The following is a 16,230-nucleotide window of genomic DNA, read 5'->3' as shown; positions in this document are numbered from 1 at the left end:
GGTTTTTCGGGAACCGCCGGGGGGCTGTCTGCCCCCCGGACCCCCCGAGAGTATTTAAGTCAAGATGAAGGGGCACAGATGAAGGGTCGGGTTCTGTCAGTCGCGTCGGAGTGCGTGCCCTTTGTCAAGACCGGCGGTCTGGCCGATGTGGTGGGGGCGCTGCCCTCGGCGCTGGCCGCTGTCGGCTGGGACATGCGGGTGCTGATCCCGGCCTACCGCGCCTTGCGCCCCTTGTGCGCGCAGATGACCCCGGTCTGGACCGAGCATGGCTTGTTCGGCGGTGAGGGCGTTGTCTATGCGGGCACGGTGGAGGGCGTGGAGCTGCTGCTGCTGGACGCGCCGCATCTGTATGACCGTGAGGGCACGCCCTATGGCGGGCCGGGGGGCGAGTGGTGGGACAATCCGCAGCGCTTTGCCGCCCTGTCCTGGGTGGCCGCGCGGCTGGCACAGGAGGGGATTGCCGGCTGGCACCCCGATATCCTGCACGCGCATGACTGGCAGGCGGGCTTTGCCCCGGCTTACCTTGCCTATGGTGGCAAGGGGGCGGTCAGATCGGTGATGACGGTGCACAACATTGCCTTTCAGGGCTGGGCGCCGGTGCATCTGCTCAATGAATTGCGCCTGCCGGGAGAGCAGTTTTATCCCGACGGGCTGGAATATTACGGCGGGCTGTCCAGCCTGAAGGCCGGGCTGGTCACGGCGGACTGGATCACCACCGTATCGCCGACCTATGCGGCCGAGCTGATGCGCGCTGAATTCGGCATGGGGCTGCAGGGGGTGATCGCGACGCGCGCCGCGCGGGTCTGCGGCATTCTGAACGGGGTGGATACCGGGGTCTGGTCGCCGGAAACCGAGCCGGTGCCGTTCAGCGCAAAGCAGCCCGGCGGCAAGACCAAGGCGCGGGCGGCGCTTTGCGCGGCCTTTGGGGTTGATGTGCCCGGGCCGCTGGCCATTGTCGTCAGCCGGTTGACCCATCAGAAGGGTATTGACCTGCTGCCGCAGGTGGTGCCCGATTTTGTCGCCGCCGGTGGCGGGCTGGTGGTGCTGGGGACGGGCGATCCGGAGATGGAAGACGCGATGCGTTGGCTGGCCGACGCGCATCCGGGCCGGGTCGCGGTGAAGATCGGCTATGACGAGGAGCTGAGCCACCTTTTGTTTTCCGGGGCCGATGCCGTGCTGGTGCCGTCGCGGTTCGAACCCTGCGGGCTGACCCAGATGTACGGCTTGCGCTATGGCACCTTGCCGGTGGTCGCGGCCACCGGGGGTCTGGCCGATACGGTGATCGGGGCCTCGCCTGCCACGCTGGCGGCGGGTGTCGCGACGGGGGTGGTGTTCCAGCCCACCGATGCGCTGGCCTTTGGCCAAGCCCTGACCAAGCTGGTCGAGATCTACGCCCAGCCCAAGCTGTGGGCGCGGATGCGACAGAACGCCATGAGCCATCCGGTCGGCTGGGAAACCTCGGCCGCGGCCTATGCGGCGCTCTATGACAAGGTGCGCGGGTGACACCGGGGCTGGCACCGCTGGCGGCGCGCCTGCCGGGCCATGCGCTGTCGGCGGGCAGGCCCTGGCCGATGGGGGCCACGCTGGACGGCGATGGCGTCAACTTCGCGGTGTTCTCGGCCCATGCCGAGCTGATTGAGCTGTGCCTGTTCTCATCCGACGGGCGCAAGGAGATGGCGCGGCTGCCGTTCCGGGAGCGCGACGGTGATATCTGGCACATGCATGTCGGCGGGCTGACGCCGGGAACGGTGTACGGCTTTCGCGCGCATGGGCCTTATGCGCCCGAACGGGGGCATCGCTTCAACCCGCACAAGCTGCTGCTCGACCCTTACGCCCGCGCGCTGGAAGGGCGGCTGCGCTGGTCTGATGCGGTGATGGGCTACAAGATCGGCTCGTCGCGCGGCGATCTGTCGTTTGACACGCGTGACAGTGCCTTTGCCGTGCCCAAGGCGGTGGTGACCGACACCTCGTTCACCTGGGGCGATGATGCCGCGCCGCGCACCCCGCGATCAGAGACGGTGATCTATGAGGCGCATGTCAAGGCGCTGACCCAGCTGCACCCCGGCGTCGACAAGCCGTTGCGCGGCAGCTATCTGGCGCTGGCCTCTGATCCGGTGATCGCGCATCTGCAAAAGCTGGGGGTGACGGCGATCGAGCTGCTGCCGGTGCAGGCCTTTCCCGACGATCGCTTTCTGGTGGCCAAGGGGCTGCGCAACCATTGGGGTTACAACACGCTGGCGTTTTTCGCGCCCGAGCCGCGCTATATGACAAAGGGGGCGCTGTGGGAATTCCAGACCATGGTGCGCCGCCTGCATGTGGCGGGCATCGAGGTTATTCTGGACGTGGTCTACAACCATACCGCCGAGGGCGACCAGTGGGGGCCAACGCTGTGCTACCGGGGCCTCGACAACGCCAGCTACTACCGGCTGGCCGATGGCGGGCGGCATTATGTCAATGACACCGGCACCGGCAATACGCTGAACCTGACGCATCCGATGGTGTTGCGCATGGTGATGGATTCCCTGCGTTACTGGGTGGAGGTGGCCCATGTTGACGGCTTCCGCTTCGATCTGGCCACCGTGCTGGGGCGCGAGCCGCATGGGTTTGACCCCAATGGCGGGTTCTTCGATGCGATAAGGCAAGACCCGGTGCTGAGCCGCGTCAAGCTGATTGCCGAGCCGTGGGATATCGGCCCCGGCGGCTATCAGCTGGGCGGGTATCCGCATCCGTTCCATGAATGGAACGACCGCTTTCGCGACGGGGTGCGCCGGTTCTGGCGCGGCGATCCGGGGATGACGCCGGATCTGGCCAAGCGGCTGTTGGGCAGCGCTGAACGGTTTGACCATTCCGGGCGGTCGGCGACCAGTTCGGTGAATTTTCTGACCGCGCATGACGGGTTCACGCTGGAGGATCTGGTCAGCTTTACCGTCAAGCGCAACTTGGCCAATGGCGAAGACAACCGCGACGGCCATTCCGACAACCATTCCGATAACATGGGGGTGGAGGGGCCGAGCGATGACCCCGCCGTGCTGGCGGCCCGCGCACTTCGCAAGCGCAACCTGCTGGCCACGCTGATGCTGAGCCAGGGCGTGCCGATGCTGCTGGCGGGGGATGAGCTGGGCCATAGCCAGGGCGGCAACAACAACGCCTATGCGCAGGACAATGCGGTGACATGGCTGGACTGGTCGCAGCCTGACACGCAGCTTGCCGATTTCATCGCGCGGCTGACCGCTTTGCGCCGGGCGCATCCGGTGCTGCGGCAGCGGCGCTTTTTGCACGCGCGCAAGCGCGCGGCGGACGGGCTGGCCGATGTGGCTTGGCGCAAACCCGATGGCACCAGCCCCACGCCGCAGGACTGGCACGACCCGGCGTTTCGCGCGTTGGGGGTGGAACTGCGGATGGCCGCCGAGGGTTTTGATCCGTCGGTCGATGCAGTGCTGGCCTATTTCAACTGCGGTGGGGCCGTGCCGCTGACCCTGCCCAGCACGGCCACATGGCAGCTGGTGCTGGACAGCACGCGCCCCGATCTGACAAGCGGACCTGCACCGGACGCGTTGCCGGCGCAGTCTGTGCTGATGTTTCGCGCAAGGCCCGATGACGGGCCGGCACAAGGAGAGAGTCTATGATCACCACCGTTCCCACCCAACCGATTGCCGGACAAAAGCCGGGCACATCCGGCCTGCGCAAGAAAACCCCTGTGTTCATTGGGCGGCATTATCTGGAGAATTTCACGCAGGCGATTTTTGATGTGGTGGGGGCCAAGGGAAAAACCTTTGTTCTGGGCGGCGACGGGCGCTATTTCAACGACCGTGCCGCACAGGTCATCCTGCGGATGGCGGCAGCCAACGGGGCGGCACGGGTGATTGTGGGGCAGGGCGCGAACCTGTCCACGCCTGCCGCCAGCCATCTGATAAGGCTGAACAAAACCGATGGCGGCATCATCATGTCTGCCTCGCACAACCCCGGTGGGCCAGAGGAAGACTTCGGCGTCAAGTTCAACATGCCCAACGGCGGCCCGGCCCCGGAATCGGTGACCGAAGCCATGTTCCGGCGCACCGAGGAGATCACGGAATATCAGATGCTGGAGGCGCAGGATGTCGATCTGGCCACGGTCGGCCGCCAGACCCTTGGTGGGATGATCGTCGATGTGGTTGATCCGGTCAGCGATTATGCGGCACTGATGGAAACTCTGTTTGATTTTCCCGCCCTGCGCGCACTGTTCGCGGGCGGGTTCCGGATGCGGATGGATGCGATGTGCGCGGTGACCGGGCCTTACGCGGTGGAGATTCTGGAAAACCGGCTGGGTGCGGCACAGGGTACCGTCACCCACGCCACCCCCTTGCCCGATTTCGGCGGCATGCACCCCGACCCGAACCCGACCTGGGCGCATGAGCTGATGGCCGAGATGATGGGGCCAGACGCCCCCGATTTCGGCGCGGCGTCAGACGGCGACGGCGACCGCAATATGGTGGTGGGGCGCGGCATCTATGTGTCGCCGTCGGATTCTCTGGCGGTGTTGGCTGCTAACGCGCATCTGGCGCCGGGCTACGCACGCGGGCTGGCGGGCGTGGCACGGTCGATGCCCACCTCTGCCGCCGCCGACCGGGTGGCCGATGCGCTGGGGATTGCGAAGTTCGAGACGCCGACGGGGTGGAAATTCTTCGGCAACCTGCTCGACGATGGCAAGGTCACGCTGTGTGGCGAAGAGAGCTTTGGCACCGGGTCCGACCATGTGCGCGAAAAGGACGGGCTTTGGGCCATCCTGTTGTGGCTGAACATTCTGGCGGTGCGCAAACAGTCCGTGGCCGATATTCTGGCCGAGCATTGGGCAAAATACGGCCGCAACTACTACAGCCGCCATGATTTTGAGGCGATTGCGACGGATAAGGCCGATGCGATGATCACCGCGCTGCGCGCCACGCTGCCCGGCCTGCCGGGCCAGCAGATCGAAGGCATGACCATCACCGCCGCCGATGATTTCGCCTATACCGACCCGGTGGATGGCTCGGTCAGTGCAAAGCAGGGCGTGCGCATCCTGTTCGCAGACGGCAGCCGCATCGTGATGCGCCTGTCGGGCACCGGCACCGAAGGGGCGACGCTGCGCGTTTACCTCGAACGCTATGCCGCTGGCCCGGATGGCCTCGATCTTGATCCGCAAGAGGCTCTGGCCCCGGTGATCCGCGCGGCGCATTCTTTGGCACGGCTGACCGAGTTCACCGGGCGCGATGCGCCGGATGTGGTGACCTGAGCCGGCCTTGTATCCGCCTCCGGCGGGAGTATTTGGAAAAGGTGCAAGCGACAGAGGCAAGACATCCGCCTCAGATCTGCACCTTTCTGAAATACTCCCGCCGGAGGCGAAGCTGTCCGCCCGCGCGGCCCGGTGAAGGGTCAGCGGAACTGCTTGGCCAGTTTGAGGCCCTGACCCTGATAGTTCGACGCGATCTTTTCGCCGTACAGCGCATCGGGCCGTTCGGCCATGCGCTCATAGACCAGACGCCCCACGATCTGGCCGTGTTCCAGCACAAAGGGGGCCTCGTGGCAGCGCACCTCCAACACGCCGCGCGATCCGGCCCCGCCTGCGGCGGCATGGCCAAAGCCGGGGTCGAAGAAACCGGCGTAATGCACCCGGAATTCGCCGACCATGGCAAGGTAGGGGGCCATCTCGGCCGCGTAATCGGGGGGGATGGTCACCGCTTCGCGGCTGACCAGAATGTAGAAGGCCCCGGGGTCGAGGATGATGCGGCCCTCATGCGTGCGGATTTCCTCCCAGAACTCCGCCGCCGGATAATGGCCGATGCGGTCCAGATCGACCACCCCGGTATGCGGCTTGGCGCGGTAACCGACCAGATCGCCGCTCCCGGGGCGCAGATCGACCGAAAACCCCAAGCCTTCGGAAATGACCGGGGTGCCGTTGACCAGCGGTTCGCGCGCGTGCAGCGCGGCAAGATCCGCGTCGGACAGCACGGCCTGACCATAGCGGAAGCGGATCTGGTTCAGCCGTTGCCCGGCGCGGACCAGCACGGAAAACGACCTTGGGCACACCTCGGCATAAAGCGGGCCATCATACCCATCAGGGATGCGGTCAAATTCGGTGCCGCCATCGGTGATCAGACGCGTCAGCAGATCCAGCCGCCCGGTGGAGGATTTGGCATTGGCCACCGCCGACAGCCCAGCGGGCAGGGCCAGCCGTTCCATCAGCGGGATGACATAGACACAGCCCTTTTCCAGCACAGCCCCGGCGGTCAGGTCCACCCGGTGCATCTCGAACTCGGCCAGACGCATCGCCACCGGACGGCCCTTGCCGGCCAGAAATGACGCGCGGACGCGGTAGGCAATGGTGCCCAGCCGCAGATCGAGGCTGGCGGGCTGCACCTGTTCGGGCAGGATGGCGGGGGTGGCGGTGATGGCCCCGTCGCCGATCATCCGGCGCAGGTGCTGGGCGGCAAGAACTCCGGTCAGTGACATTCTGAACCCCCCGGTTGCTTTGAAAAGACGCGTTAAACAGAACCGCCCGCAAGGCACGGGGCCAAGCGGGCGGTTTTGGTGATGGTCGGGCCGGAGAGATTCGAACTCTCGACCTTCCGCCCCCCAGACGGACGCGCTAACCAGGCTGCGCTACGGCCCGAACATGCCGGGATACATACTGATATTCGCAGGCGGCACAAGCACGAATGCATCACTTTGCGGTCCAAAAAACGCGCGCCTAGCCTTGGGCCCGCGCCGGGCCGGACAGACGCGACCGCAGGGCCACGGCGTGATCGCGGATGTGCGCAAAGCGCTGCCGGTCAGCCGGGTCCAGATCATCGGATGACACCGCCCGCAATCTTTGCGCAAGGGTCGGGCCTTGCGCAAGGGTCGGGCCGGGGTCTGCAAGCGGCGGATCGGCGGGCACCGGCGGGGCTGGTGCGGCGGGGGTCATCGGGATGATGGCGGCGCTGGTGTCTTCCGGCGCCGCTGCGCCCGCGTCGGCCTCATCCGCCCAGACCGCCATCGGGGCCTCTGTCACCGGGTCATCGGCGGCGGGCGGGGCGGTGCGGGCGAAGAGATCTTCCACAACGGGCGCAGAGATGGGGGGCCGGGCCATGACCGGCGGCGGCGGCGCGGCCACAGGCGGCTGCGGATCGGCGGGCAGGTCATCCCCGGCGGTATCGTCTGCGGTGGCAAATTCGGGCGGGGACTCTGCGGCGAGGGGCAGGTCTTCGGCGGAGTCATCTTCCGCCATATCCGGTTCCGGCTCTGGCGCGCGGCGGGTGGGTTGCATCGGGATGATTCTGGCGGTTTCAGGCACCTTCGGCGCAGCGGGCACCAGACCTTGCGGCAGTTCGCTGTCATCTTCCGCATCCAGGTCATCACTGACACCGGAGACATGCCGGACCCCATGTTCGCGCAGGATTTTCTGCACGCCGCGGATGGTCATCCCGTCATCGTGCAACAGGCGCTTGATGCCGGTCAGCAGCGCCACATCGGCGGGCCGGTAATAACGGCGACCGCCCGCCCGTTTGACCGGGCGGATCTGCGGAAACCGGCTTTCCCAGAACCGCAGCACATGGGCCGGGGTTTCCAGAAGTTCCGAGACTTCCGAAATCGTGCGAAAGGCGTCGGGCGATTTGGTCATGCGCCGCGCACTCCTGCAGCCATAAGATTACTTCTTTTTGCCAGCGGCCACACGGTCGCGCATCAGGTGCGACGGGCGGAAGGTCAGCACGCGGCGCGGGCTGATCGGCACTTCATCCCCGGTTTTCGGGTTGCGGCCAACGCGGGCAGATTTGTCGCGCACCGAAAAGGTGCCGAAGGACGAGATTTTCACCTGCTCCCCCGCCGACAGGGAGTCGGACATGTGTTGCAGCACGGCTTCGACCAGTTGCGCCGATTCATTCCGGCTTAGTCCCACCTCACGGAAGACGGCTTCCGACAGGTCCATTCGGGTCAGTGTCTTTTCGCTCATTCGCAAATCCCCCCGGCATTTGACGCAAAGGATGCGCCGTCACGATTTGCGAGTCAATATCAGACAGTTGGATCAGACAGTTGAAGCGCTTCGTTAAGTCGCTTACCAGCGGAGAACCACCGATCCCCAGGCCAGACCGCCGCCGATGGCTTCGGTCACGATCAAATCGCCCTGCTTGATCTGGCCCCGCGCCCGGCCCACCGACAGCGCCAGCGGGATCGACGCGGCAGAGGTGTTGCCATGATCCTGCACCGTCACCACCACATTTTCCATCGGCAGCTGCATCTTTTTCGCGGTGCCTTCGATGATGCGGATATTGGCCTGATGCGGCACGATCCAGTCGACATCGGCGCTGGTCAGACCGGCCTTGTCCAGGCAGGCATGCGCGGTTTCTGCAAGTTTTTCAACGGCATGGCGGAACACCTCTTTGCCCGCCATCCGCAGATGGCCGGTGGTGCCGGTGCTGGTGCCGCCATCGACATAAAGCAGATCGCGGAACCGGCCATCGGAATGCAGATCGCTGGCCAGAATGCCCCGGTCGGTGGGCGCACCTGTGCCGGTCTGCGCCTCCAGCACCAGCGCGCCTGCGCCATCGCCGAACAGAACGCAGGTGGTGCGGTCGTTCCAGTCCATCAACCGGCTGAAGGTTTCTGCCCCGATCACCAGAATGCGTCTGGTCTGACCGGACAGGATCATGCCATTCGCCGTGGTCAGCGCGAACACAAATCCGGCGCAGACCGCCTGAATGTCGAAGGCAAAGCCGCGGGTCATCCCAAGGTCAGCCTGCACCATGGTGGCGACCGACGGAAAGGTCAGATCGGGGGTCGAGGTGGCAAGGATGATCGCGTCGATATCATCCGCCACCAGCCCGGCATCGGCAAGGGCGGCACGCGCCGCATGGCTGGCCAGATGCGAGGTCATCTCGCCTTCCGCCGCGAAGTGCCGCCGCTCGATCCCAGAGCGCGAGCGGATCCATTCGTCGCTGGTCTCGACCAGCGCTTCCAGATCGGCGTTTTCCACCACGCGGGCGGGCAGGTAGTGCCCCACGCCCGCAACAACGGCGCGTATCGTCATGCTCTTGCCCCGTTTTCCGCAGCAGTCTGATCTGCCGCCTGTTTGCCGGTTGATGCCACCCGGGCCGCCAGACGCTCGACAAAGCCGGTGCGGGCCAGCTGGATGGCCAGACCGATGGCCGCCGCGACGCCGGTTTCATCCGCCGATCCGTGCGATTTCACCACCGTGCCGTTCAGACCCAGAAACACCCCGCCGTTCACCCGGCGCGGGTCGATGCGTCTTTGCAGCCGTTTCAGGGAGTTGAGCGCCAGAAGGACGGCGAATTTTGACAGGATGCCGGCCCCGAACGCCTCACGCAGGAAATCCGAGATCAACTTGGCAGTGCCTTCGCCGGTTTTCAGCGCGATATTGCCGGTAAAGCCGTCGGTGACGATGACATCAACCCGGTCGCCGGGAATATCGCCGCCCTCGACAAAGCCGACAAATTCGAAGCCGCCGGCATCGGCCGCCTCGACCATGCGGTCATGCGCGATTTTCAGCTCGGCCCGGCCCTTATGCTCTTCGGTGCCCACATTGAGCAGGCCGACACGCGGGCGCGACAGGGCAAGGCCGTTGCGGGCGTAGGACGCCCCCATGGCGGCAAATTGCAAAAGGTCTTCGGCCTCGGCCTCGATCCCGGCACCGACATCCAGCATCAGGTTGAACCCGCCGGGGTTGCGGCTGGGCCACAGACAGGCAATCGCGGGGCGGTTGACGCCGGCAATCTTGCGCAGGCGCAACATCGACACCGCCATCAGCGCGCCGGTGTTGCCGCACGACACCGCCGCCTGCGCCTCACCCGATTTCACCGCATCAATGGTGGACCACATCGACGTGCCGGCCCCATGGCGCATGACCTGACTGGGCTTGTCGTTCATCGTCACAATCCGCTCGGCATGAACGACAGTGACCCGGCCTGACAGGCCGGGTTGCGCGCTGACCAGCTGGGTCAGCGTGGCCGAGTCGCCATGCAGGATGAACCGCACATCGGGGTGTTTGGCTGCAGACAGGCCAAGACCGGCGACAACTGCCGCCGGCCCCCGGTCACCGCCCATGGCGTCAACCGAAATGACTGTAAAATCCGGGTTAACTGGCAAAGCCGAATTAACTGGCAAAGCCCCGCCTTCAAGCTTTTCCGCCGCCGGATTTTGCAGTCCGCTTGACATGGGCAGGGTGCGCCGTCTGTGCGCGGCTTACGCCGCGTCCTCGTCCAGATCGACGTCCTTGGTGGTCGCCACGACTTCGCGGGCGTCATAATGACCGCAGGCACCACAGACATGGTGCGGGCGCTTCAGCTCGCCACAGTTGGGGCAATCTGCGGGGTTTCCAGCAACCAGCGCATCGTGTGCACGACGCATGTTACGTTTGGATTTGGTGACTCGGTTCTGCGGGACAGCCATGTCGCAACCTTTGGGTAGTGGGGACATGCCCCTGTTTTACTTGACGATTCTTCTAGCGGATAGCGCCGCCGGGGGCATGTTTCCACACCCCGAATGAAGCGCGGAAAATACATTTATCTGGGCCCTGTGCAAGCCCCAATCTGCAAACCGTTCCGGCAGGGGGGGGATCACGCGTCACTGCCGCCGCCCAGTTTGTCCTTGAGCGCGGCAAGCGAGGCAAAGGGTTTGAGGTCTTCGTCGCGCAACGGGGCCGCCCCCGGCGGGGTGGCGCTGATCTCGGCAAATTCCGCGCCGGGTGCCCGCGGATACATCGGCAGCGCCAGCACCAGCGATTCCAGCGCCACGACGCCGACATCAATCACCTCGGGGATGGGTTCGGCGGTGTCATCTTCGGGCATCTCGGCCTCGTCCCCGGTCGGCTCCACCCAGTCGGACACATAGCGCCGCCGCACGGTTTCGGTGATTTCGGCCCGCACCGGCGCAAGGGTGACCACGCAGGGCTGATCGACCACCGCCGTCACCTCTGCCTCCAGCACGAAATCGCGGTTGGGGGCGGGGCGGATTTCGCCCTTGAACCGCAGGTAGGGCACCGCCAGCAGGCCCAGATCGGCCGCAATCGCCTTGCGGGTTTCCAGATCGGGTTGCAGGTCGAACCGGGTCGGCTTGCGCATCGACAGCGCACCGCTGCGGAAAGTCTGGCTCAGCGGTGGCGGGGCCGCCGGAAGGGCGGCTTCGGGCGGGGAAACGGGCGCGCTTGGTTTTTTCATGGCGGAAACACCTTTGTGTCACAGGGGCCGGGCCACGGGCAGACAGGGCAGTACGGGCACAGCGCAGGCCAGAGACGCGGGCAAGACGCGTTCCATTCTTGAACCGGCCCGCGTCCTTCTGTAAGCCTTTGCCTCAGGAGACGGGTCTTGATCCTTCGGCACCTAAGCGGCGATACCCCGCTTGGCAAGTCCGCAGGTGCAGTCTGGGCCGGGTCGTGCGGGAACTGGGGTAGGGATTACGACGGATGGCATGGACGACAGCACAGCGCGACCGCAGACCTGCGGCCCTACGGTTTGTTGCCGTGATCTGCCTTGCGGCCGCGCTGACGGCTTGCGCGCCGATCTACCGCAACCACGGCTATGTGCCGTCCGAAGAAGATCTGGCGCAGCTGGTGGTCGGCAGAGATACCCGCGACACCGCCGCGCCAAAGGTCGGGCGGCCCTCGGCCTCGGGCCTGCTGAATGATACCGGCTGGTTCTATGTGCAAAGCCGCTGGCAGCAGCGCGGCGCACTGGCCCCGCAGGAAATCGACCGTCAGGTGGTCGCTCTGAGTTTCAGCGAAAGCGGCGTTTTGCAGAATGTCGAACGCTTCGGGCTGGAGCGCGGCCAGATCGTGCCGCTGTCGCGCCGTGTGACCGAAAGCAGCGTCAGGGGCCAGAGCGTGCTGAGCCAGCTGTTCGCCAATGTCGGCCGCCTGAGCGCCGGGCAGTTGCTGGACAACTGATCCGGCACGGGCAATGCGGCTGGGGCGGGCTGGTCAGTCCGCCTCGGGCTCAAAGGTCAGCGCCACGCCGTTCATGCAATAGCGCAGGCCGGTGGGCGCCGGTCCGTCGGGAAACACATGGCCAAGATGCGCGTCGCAGCGGTTGCAATGCACTTCGGTGCGCCGCATGAACCAGCTGCGGTCTTCGGTTTCCCCCACCAGTTCCGCACTGATCGGTGCGTAAAAGCTGGGCCAGCCTGTCCCTGAGTCGAACTTGGTCGACTGGTCGAACAGCGGCGCATCGCAGCACACACAGCGATAGGTGCCGGGGTCTTTCGGAAAATCGTCATGGCTGAACGCGCGTTCGGTCCCATGTTTGCGGGTGACCTTATAGGCAAGGTCCGACAGCATTTCCTGCCATTCGGCATCTGGTTTCACGACCTTGTCCATATGCATCTCCTGTGGTTCTGTGCGGCGTCTGCGGTATATCTAGGGTTGGCCGGTTCGGGTGCCAAGGGTCAGGGGGGCGGCATGCAGCCATTGTCGCGCGGTCAGTACGAGGTGCGCCTTGCCCGCAGCGGGGATGAGGTCGCCGCGGCGCAGCGCCTGCGCCACAGTGCGTTCCGGGCGGGGCGGGGCGGCGATCAGGGGCGCGATGCGGATGCCTATGACGACCACGCCCAGCATGTGCTGGTGCAGGACCGCAGCACGGGGGCGCTGGTGGCCACCTACCGGGTGCAGGTGTTTGACGGAGGCACAATCGCGCAGTCCTATGCCGCGCAGTTCTATGACCTGTCGCGGCTGGCGCAGTATCCGGCCCCGATGCTGGAAATGGGGCGCTTCTGTCTCGACCCCGATCAGCATGACCCCGATATCCTGCGGCTGGCCTGGGCCGCGATGACGCGGATGGTCGATGCCGCCGGGGTGGGGCTGCTGTTTGGCTGTTCCAGCTTTGCCGGGGCCGATCCGGCACGCCACGCAGGCGCACTGGCCGCATTGTCGGGGCGCCGGGCCCCCGCACAGTGGTGCCCCGGCCCGCGCGCGCCGGAACGGGTTGCCTTGCCGGACCGCGCGGCACCCTCTGCGGTGCCGCCGCAGATCCCGCCCTTGCTGCGCACCTATCTGTCGATGGGGGGCTGGGTCAGTGACCATGCGGTGATCGACCGCGATCTGGATACGCTGCATGTGCTGACCGGGGTGGAAATTGCCGCCATCCCCCCGGCACGGGCCCGCGCCCTGCGGATGATTGCAGCCGACACCTTGGGGTAACATAATACCACTTTTGCAAACCATTGATTTTGCTTGATTATATATTGCCCACGCCGCTTGACGCTGCATCACCGATGCGCGATAAGCCGCCATCCGAGTTACCGGGGGGCAACCCCTGCCTGACCTCCATGGGACACCACCGATGAAAACCTTTACCGCTACACCGGCGGACATCGAGAAAAAGTGGATCCTGATCGATGCCGAAGGCATCGTTCTGGGCCGCCTTGCCACGATCGTCGCCAACATCCTGCGCGGCAAGAACAAGCCGACGTTTACTCCGCATATGGATATGGGTGACAATGTCATCATCATCAATGCGGACAAGATCCAGATGACCGGCAACAAGCGTGCCGACAAGATCTACTACTGGCACACCGGCCACCCGGGCGGCATCAAGCAGCGCACCGCGCGGCAGGTGTTGGAAGGCAACCACCCCGAGCGTGTCGTGATCAAGGCCGTCGAGCGTATGATCACCCGCAACCGTCTTGGCCGCCAGCAGATGACCAATCTGCGCGTCTATGCCGGTGTGGATCATCCGCATGAAGCTCAGCAGCCCACCGTCCTCGACGTTGGCGCGCTGAACCCCAAGAACACCCGGAGCGCGTGATCATGGCTGACATCAAATCTCTCGACGATCTGAAATCGGCCGTGTCCGGCACCGCTGCTGACGCGCCTGCCGCGCCGATGGCAGCCCCGCGTGTGGCTGTGCGCGATGCGCTGGGTCGGTCCTATGCGACCGGCAAGCGGAAAAACGCGGTTGCCCGCGTCTGGGTCAAGCCCGGCACCGGCAAGGTCACTGTGAACGGCAAGGAAATGGCGGCCTATTTCGCCCGTCCGGTTCTGCAGATGATCCTGAAGCAGCCCTTCACAATCGCAAACGTGGAAGGCCAGTTCGACGTGATGGCCACCGTGGTTGGCGGCGGTCTGTCGGGGCAGGCGGGAGCCGTGAAGCATGGCATCTCGAAAGCCCTGCAGCTTTATGAACCCGGCCTGCGTGGCGCGCTGAAAGCCGCCGGCTTCCTGACCCGCGACAGCCGCGTGGTGGAACGGAAGAAATACGGCAAGGCGAAAGCCCGTAAATCCTTCCAGTTCTCGAAGCGCTGAGCTTTCAATACTGTCTTTGGAAAGGCCCGCCAACTGGCGGGCCTTTTTGCATTTGCCCCTGTGTTACAGGGTCCCGGGTCCAGCACGTAAAAAAAAGGGCCGGATAAATCCGGCCCAGTCGGGGAAAACTCGGGGAGCATGGGGGCAGGGGTTACTCCTGCCAGAACCGGCGGCTGGACTCTGCCTGTGCCGTCATCGGGTCGATGCCGACATCGCGCAGCAGGTGCGGGGACAGGCGCCGCAGGTCCTTTCGGGTGCGCTGGCGGGTCTCCCACATCACAACGCGGACCGCAGCGGCCAGCACCAACCGCGACAGCGGGGGGAGGGAGGCGGGGCGGAAGACCAGCGTTTCGACGGGAGACATGACGCATTCCTTTACAGCGTGAAAGTTTTGTATTGATACAATGGCACAATTGGCCATATGATAGTGATACAAAGGTTGAGTCTTTCACGCCAGAGGAACATTGTGGCTGATACAATATGGCTTCCGACGCTGTCCGAGGACGATGGCCCCAAATATCTGGCGCTGACCCGTGCGCTGCGCGAGTCAATCCGCTCGGGTGAGCTGCAGACGGGAGCACAATTGCCCACGGTGCGCGAACTCGCCTGGCAGCTGAAGGTCACGCCGGGCACAGTGGCGCGGGCGTATTCTCTGGCCACGCAAGAGGGGATGCTGGCGGCCACCGTGGGCCGGGGCACCTTTGTCGCGGCCAGTGCGCCGCGTCTGGGGCCGACGCAGGCGCTGTTTGTCGACCGTGATCCGGCGCGGCTGATGGGCAAGGTCGACCTGCGCGCACCGATCCTGCCGAATGTGGGGCAGGGGGCCGCGATTTCGGCGGCGCTGATGGCGCTGGGGGGCGATGACGATACCGACTGGATCGATTATCCCAGCCAGCAGGCCGAACTGCCGCTGCGCACTGCCATTTGTGACTGGGTGTCCGACCGGGTGCTGGGGCCGGTGTCTGCCGACGACATTGTGCTGGCACATGGCGGGCAGAATGCGATCAACCTTGTGTTCATGTGCTGCCTGCGCGGCGACCGACCCCTGGTGCTGACCGAAGAGCTGGCCTATCCCGGCTTTCGCCACGCTGCCCGGCTGAGCCGCGCCGAAGTGGTGGCGGTGGAGATCGACGGCGAGGGCATTGTCCCCGAAGCCTTGGAACAAGCCTGCCGCAGGCAAGGCGCGCAGGTGCTGTGCCTGACGACCGAGGCGCAGAACCCGACCACGGTGCGCATGGGGCTGGAACGGCGGCAGGCGATTGTTGCGATTGCAAGGCGCTATGACCTGCAGATCATTGATGATGACTGCTATTCGGTGGCGACCACCACCCTGCCATCGATGCGGGCGCTGGCACCCGAGCGGGTCTGGCACGTCGGCAGCCTGTCAAAGACCATTTCGGCGGGCTTGCGCTTTGGCTATCTGGTGGCCCCGTCCGGCATGGGACCGACGGGCAGGTTGACGGCGCAGCACCAGTTTTTCGCGCTGTCACGCCCGATCGAGGCGATTGTGCTGCACCTTTTGCAATCGGGCGAGGGCGTGCGCTTGCGCGGGCTGGTGCAGGAAGAGCTGGAGCGGCGGTTGCAGTTTGCGGTCAATGCCCTGGGTGCGTTTGATCTGAGCTGGCAGCCGGGGTTGCAGTTCATCTTCCTGCGGCTGCCCTCGGGCTGGCGGGCCAGCAGCTTTTGCAGCCATGCGGAAAGCGCGGGGGTGATGGTGCGGTCGGCCGATGAATATGCGCTGATCCATGGCCGCGCGCCCAATGCGGTTCGGGTGGCTTTGGCGGGCAATGTATCCACCGAGCGGTTCCGCGATGGAATCATGCGGCTGGCCCGGTTGCTGGCGCAGCCCCCGGCGGAACTGATGGTCTGACCCAGAAGGAACTGTGGCGCAATTGTGGCGAAGATGCGGCACAGGCCGGGCCGGTTTGCGGCGGCTGTTGCACGGATGACTCCATTTACCGGCCTTCAAATGTAACGTTTTCCCTTCA

The 16,230-nt window shown here is 65.1% G+C and carries 17 protein-coding genes and 1 tRNA gene; 8 read left to right on the top strand and 10 right to left on the bottom strand.

Going from position 1 to position 16,230, the window contains the following annotated elements:
• Nucleotides 1-78 precede the first annotated feature (78 nt).
• From glgA to Q7J44_RS09305, 3 genes are read left to right on the top strand one after another with little or no spacing between them, the layout of a single operon-like run.
• Nucleotides 79-1,503, top strand: coding sequence for a glycogen synthase GlgA (gene glgA, locus Q7J44_RS09315; RefSeq protein WP_304879144.1), 1,425 nt, complete (start codon nt 79-81; stop codon nt 1,501-1,503).
• Complete coding sequence (glgX, locus tag Q7J44_RS09310) at nt 1,500-3,626, top strand: glycogen debranching protein GlgX (protein ID WP_304879142.1); 2,127 nt, start codon at nt 1,500-1,502, stop codon at nt 3,624-3,626. Before glgA ends, glgX begins: the two co-directional genes overlap by 4 nt.
• On the top strand, nt 3,623-5,248 hold the full coding sequence (locus Q7J44_RS09305; RefSeq protein ID WP_304879140.1) for an alpha-D-glucose phosphate-specific phosphoglucomutase: 1,626 nt from the start codon (nt 3,623-3,625) through the stop codon (nt 5,246-5,248). The genes glgX and Q7J44_RS09305 overlap by 4 nt, the downstream gene beginning before the upstream one ends.
• Nucleotides 5,249-5,388: 140 nt before the next feature.
• On the opposite strand, the gene Q7J44_RS09300 is transcribed toward Q7J44_RS09305, so the two are convergent.
• From Q7J44_RS09300 to Q7J44_RS09265, 8 genes are all read right to left on the bottom strand, one after another.
• The gene (locus Q7J44_RS09300) at nt 5,389-6,465 is read right to left on the bottom strand and encodes a 2'-deoxycytidine 5'-triphosphate deaminase (RefSeq protein ID WP_304879138.1); all 1,077 of its coding nucleotides are present in this window, start codon (nt 6,463-6,465) and stop codon (nt 5,389-5,391) included.
• Between the two features lie 82 nt (nt 6,466-6,547).
• Nucleotides 6,548-6,625, bottom strand: a tRNA-Pro gene (locus Q7J44_RS09295).
• 78 nt (nt 6,626-6,703) lie between these two features.
• Nucleotides 6,704-7,615, bottom strand: coding sequence for a MerR family transcriptional regulator (locus Q7J44_RS09290; protein ID WP_304879137.1), 912 nt, complete (start codon nt 7,613-7,615; stop codon nt 6,704-6,706).
• A 27-nt stretch (nt 7,616-7,642) separates the two neighbouring features.
• Nucleotides 7,643-7,945 carry an integration host factor subunit alpha gene (gene ihfA / locus Q7J44_RS09285; protein WP_135428563.1) on the bottom strand — a complete coding sequence of 101 codons (303 nt, stop codon included), beginning with the start codon at nt 7,943-7,945 and terminating at the stop codon, nt 7,643-7,645.
• A 102-nt stretch (nt 7,946-8,047) separates the two neighbouring features.
• Nucleotides 8,048-9,019: a beta-ketoacyl-ACP synthase III gene (locus Q7J44_RS09280; RefSeq protein WP_304879134.1), complete on the bottom strand. Its 972-nt coding sequence runs from the start codon at nt 9,017-9,019 to the stop codon at nt 8,048-8,050.
• Nucleotides 9,016-10,164 (bottom strand): phosphate acyltransferase PlsX, encoded by a 1,149-nt coding sequence (gene plsX / locus Q7J44_RS09275; RefSeq protein ID WP_304879132.1) that lies wholly within the window; start codon nt 10,162-10,164, stop codon nt 9,016-9,018. Before plsX ends, Q7J44_RS09280 begins: the two co-directional genes overlap by 4 nt.
• A gap of 27 nt (nt 10,165-10,191) precedes the next feature.
• Nucleotides 10,192-10,398, bottom strand: a complete 207-nt coding sequence (rpmF, locus tag Q7J44_RS09270; protein WP_103333526.1) for a 50S ribosomal protein L32 — start codon at nt 10,396-10,398, stop codon at nt 10,192-10,194.
• A gap of 167 nt (nt 10,399-10,565) precedes the next feature.
• On the bottom strand, nt 10,566-11,165 hold the full coding sequence (locus Q7J44_RS09265; protein WP_304879130.1) for a DUF177 domain-containing protein: 600 nt from the start codon (nt 11,163-11,165) through the stop codon (nt 10,566-10,568).
• 245 nt (nt 11,166-11,410) lie between these two features.
• Here Q7J44_RS09265 and Q7J44_RS09260 point away from each other — a divergent pair, with 245 nt between their 5' ends.
• Nucleotides 11,411-11,890 (top strand): outer membrane protein assembly factor BamE, encoded by a 480-nt coding sequence (locus tag Q7J44_RS09260; protein ID WP_304879128.1) that lies wholly within the window; start codon nt 11,411-11,413, stop codon nt 11,888-11,890.
• A gap of 33 nt (nt 11,891-11,923) precedes the next feature.
• On the opposite strand, the gene msrB is transcribed toward Q7J44_RS09260, so the two are convergent.
• Complete coding sequence (msrB, locus tag Q7J44_RS09255) at nt 11,924-12,319, bottom strand: peptide-methionine (R)-S-oxide reductase MsrB (RefSeq protein WP_304879126.1); 396 nt, start codon at nt 12,317-12,319, stop codon at nt 11,924-11,926.
• Nucleotides 12,320-12,400: 81 nt separating this feature from the next.
• On the opposite strand from msrB, the gene Q7J44_RS09250 reads away from it, so the two are divergent.
• From Q7J44_RS09250 to rpsI, 3 genes are all read left to right on the top strand, one after another.
• Entirely contained in the window at nt 12,401-13,138 is a 738-nt protein-coding gene (locus Q7J44_RS09250) for a GNAT family N-acetyltransferase (protein ID WP_304879124.1), read from the top strand.
• Between the two features lie 142 nt (nt 13,139-13,280).
• Nucleotides 13,281-13,745: a 50S ribosomal protein L13 gene (rplM, locus tag Q7J44_RS09245; RefSeq protein WP_304879122.1), complete on the top strand. Its 465-nt coding sequence runs from the start codon at nt 13,281-13,283 to the stop codon at nt 13,743-13,745.
• Nucleotides 13,746-13,747: 2 nt separating this feature from the next.
• On the top strand, nt 13,748-14,242 hold the full coding sequence (rpsI, locus tag Q7J44_RS09240; RefSeq protein WP_304879120.1) for a 30S ribosomal protein S9: 495 nt from the start codon (nt 13,748-13,750) through the stop codon (nt 14,240-14,242).
• 151 nt (nt 14,243-14,393) lie between these two features.
• On the opposite strand, the gene Q7J44_RS09235 is transcribed toward rpsI, so the two are convergent.
• Nucleotides 14,394-14,606, bottom strand: coding sequence for a DUF1127 domain-containing protein (locus Q7J44_RS09235; RefSeq protein WP_304879118.1), 213 nt, complete (start codon nt 14,604-14,606; stop codon nt 14,394-14,396).
• 102 nt (nt 14,607-14,708) lie between these two features.
• Between Q7J44_RS09235 and Q7J44_RS09230 the strand changes: the two genes are divergently transcribed.
• Entirely contained in the window at nt 14,709-16,112 is a 1,404-nt protein-coding gene (locus Q7J44_RS09230) for a PLP-dependent aminotransferase family protein (protein ID WP_304879116.1), read from the top strand.
• The last annotated feature ends 118 nt before the right edge of the window (nt 16,113-16,230 follow it).

The sequence above is a fragment of the Pseudotabrizicola sp. genome (assembly GCF_030656345.1).
In the GTDB taxonomy this organism is placed as follows: Bacteria; Pseudomonadota; Alphaproteobacteria; order Rhodobacterales; family Rhodobacteraceae; genus Pseudotabrizicola.
This window is presented reverse-complemented; position numbering and strand designations above follow the sequence as displayed.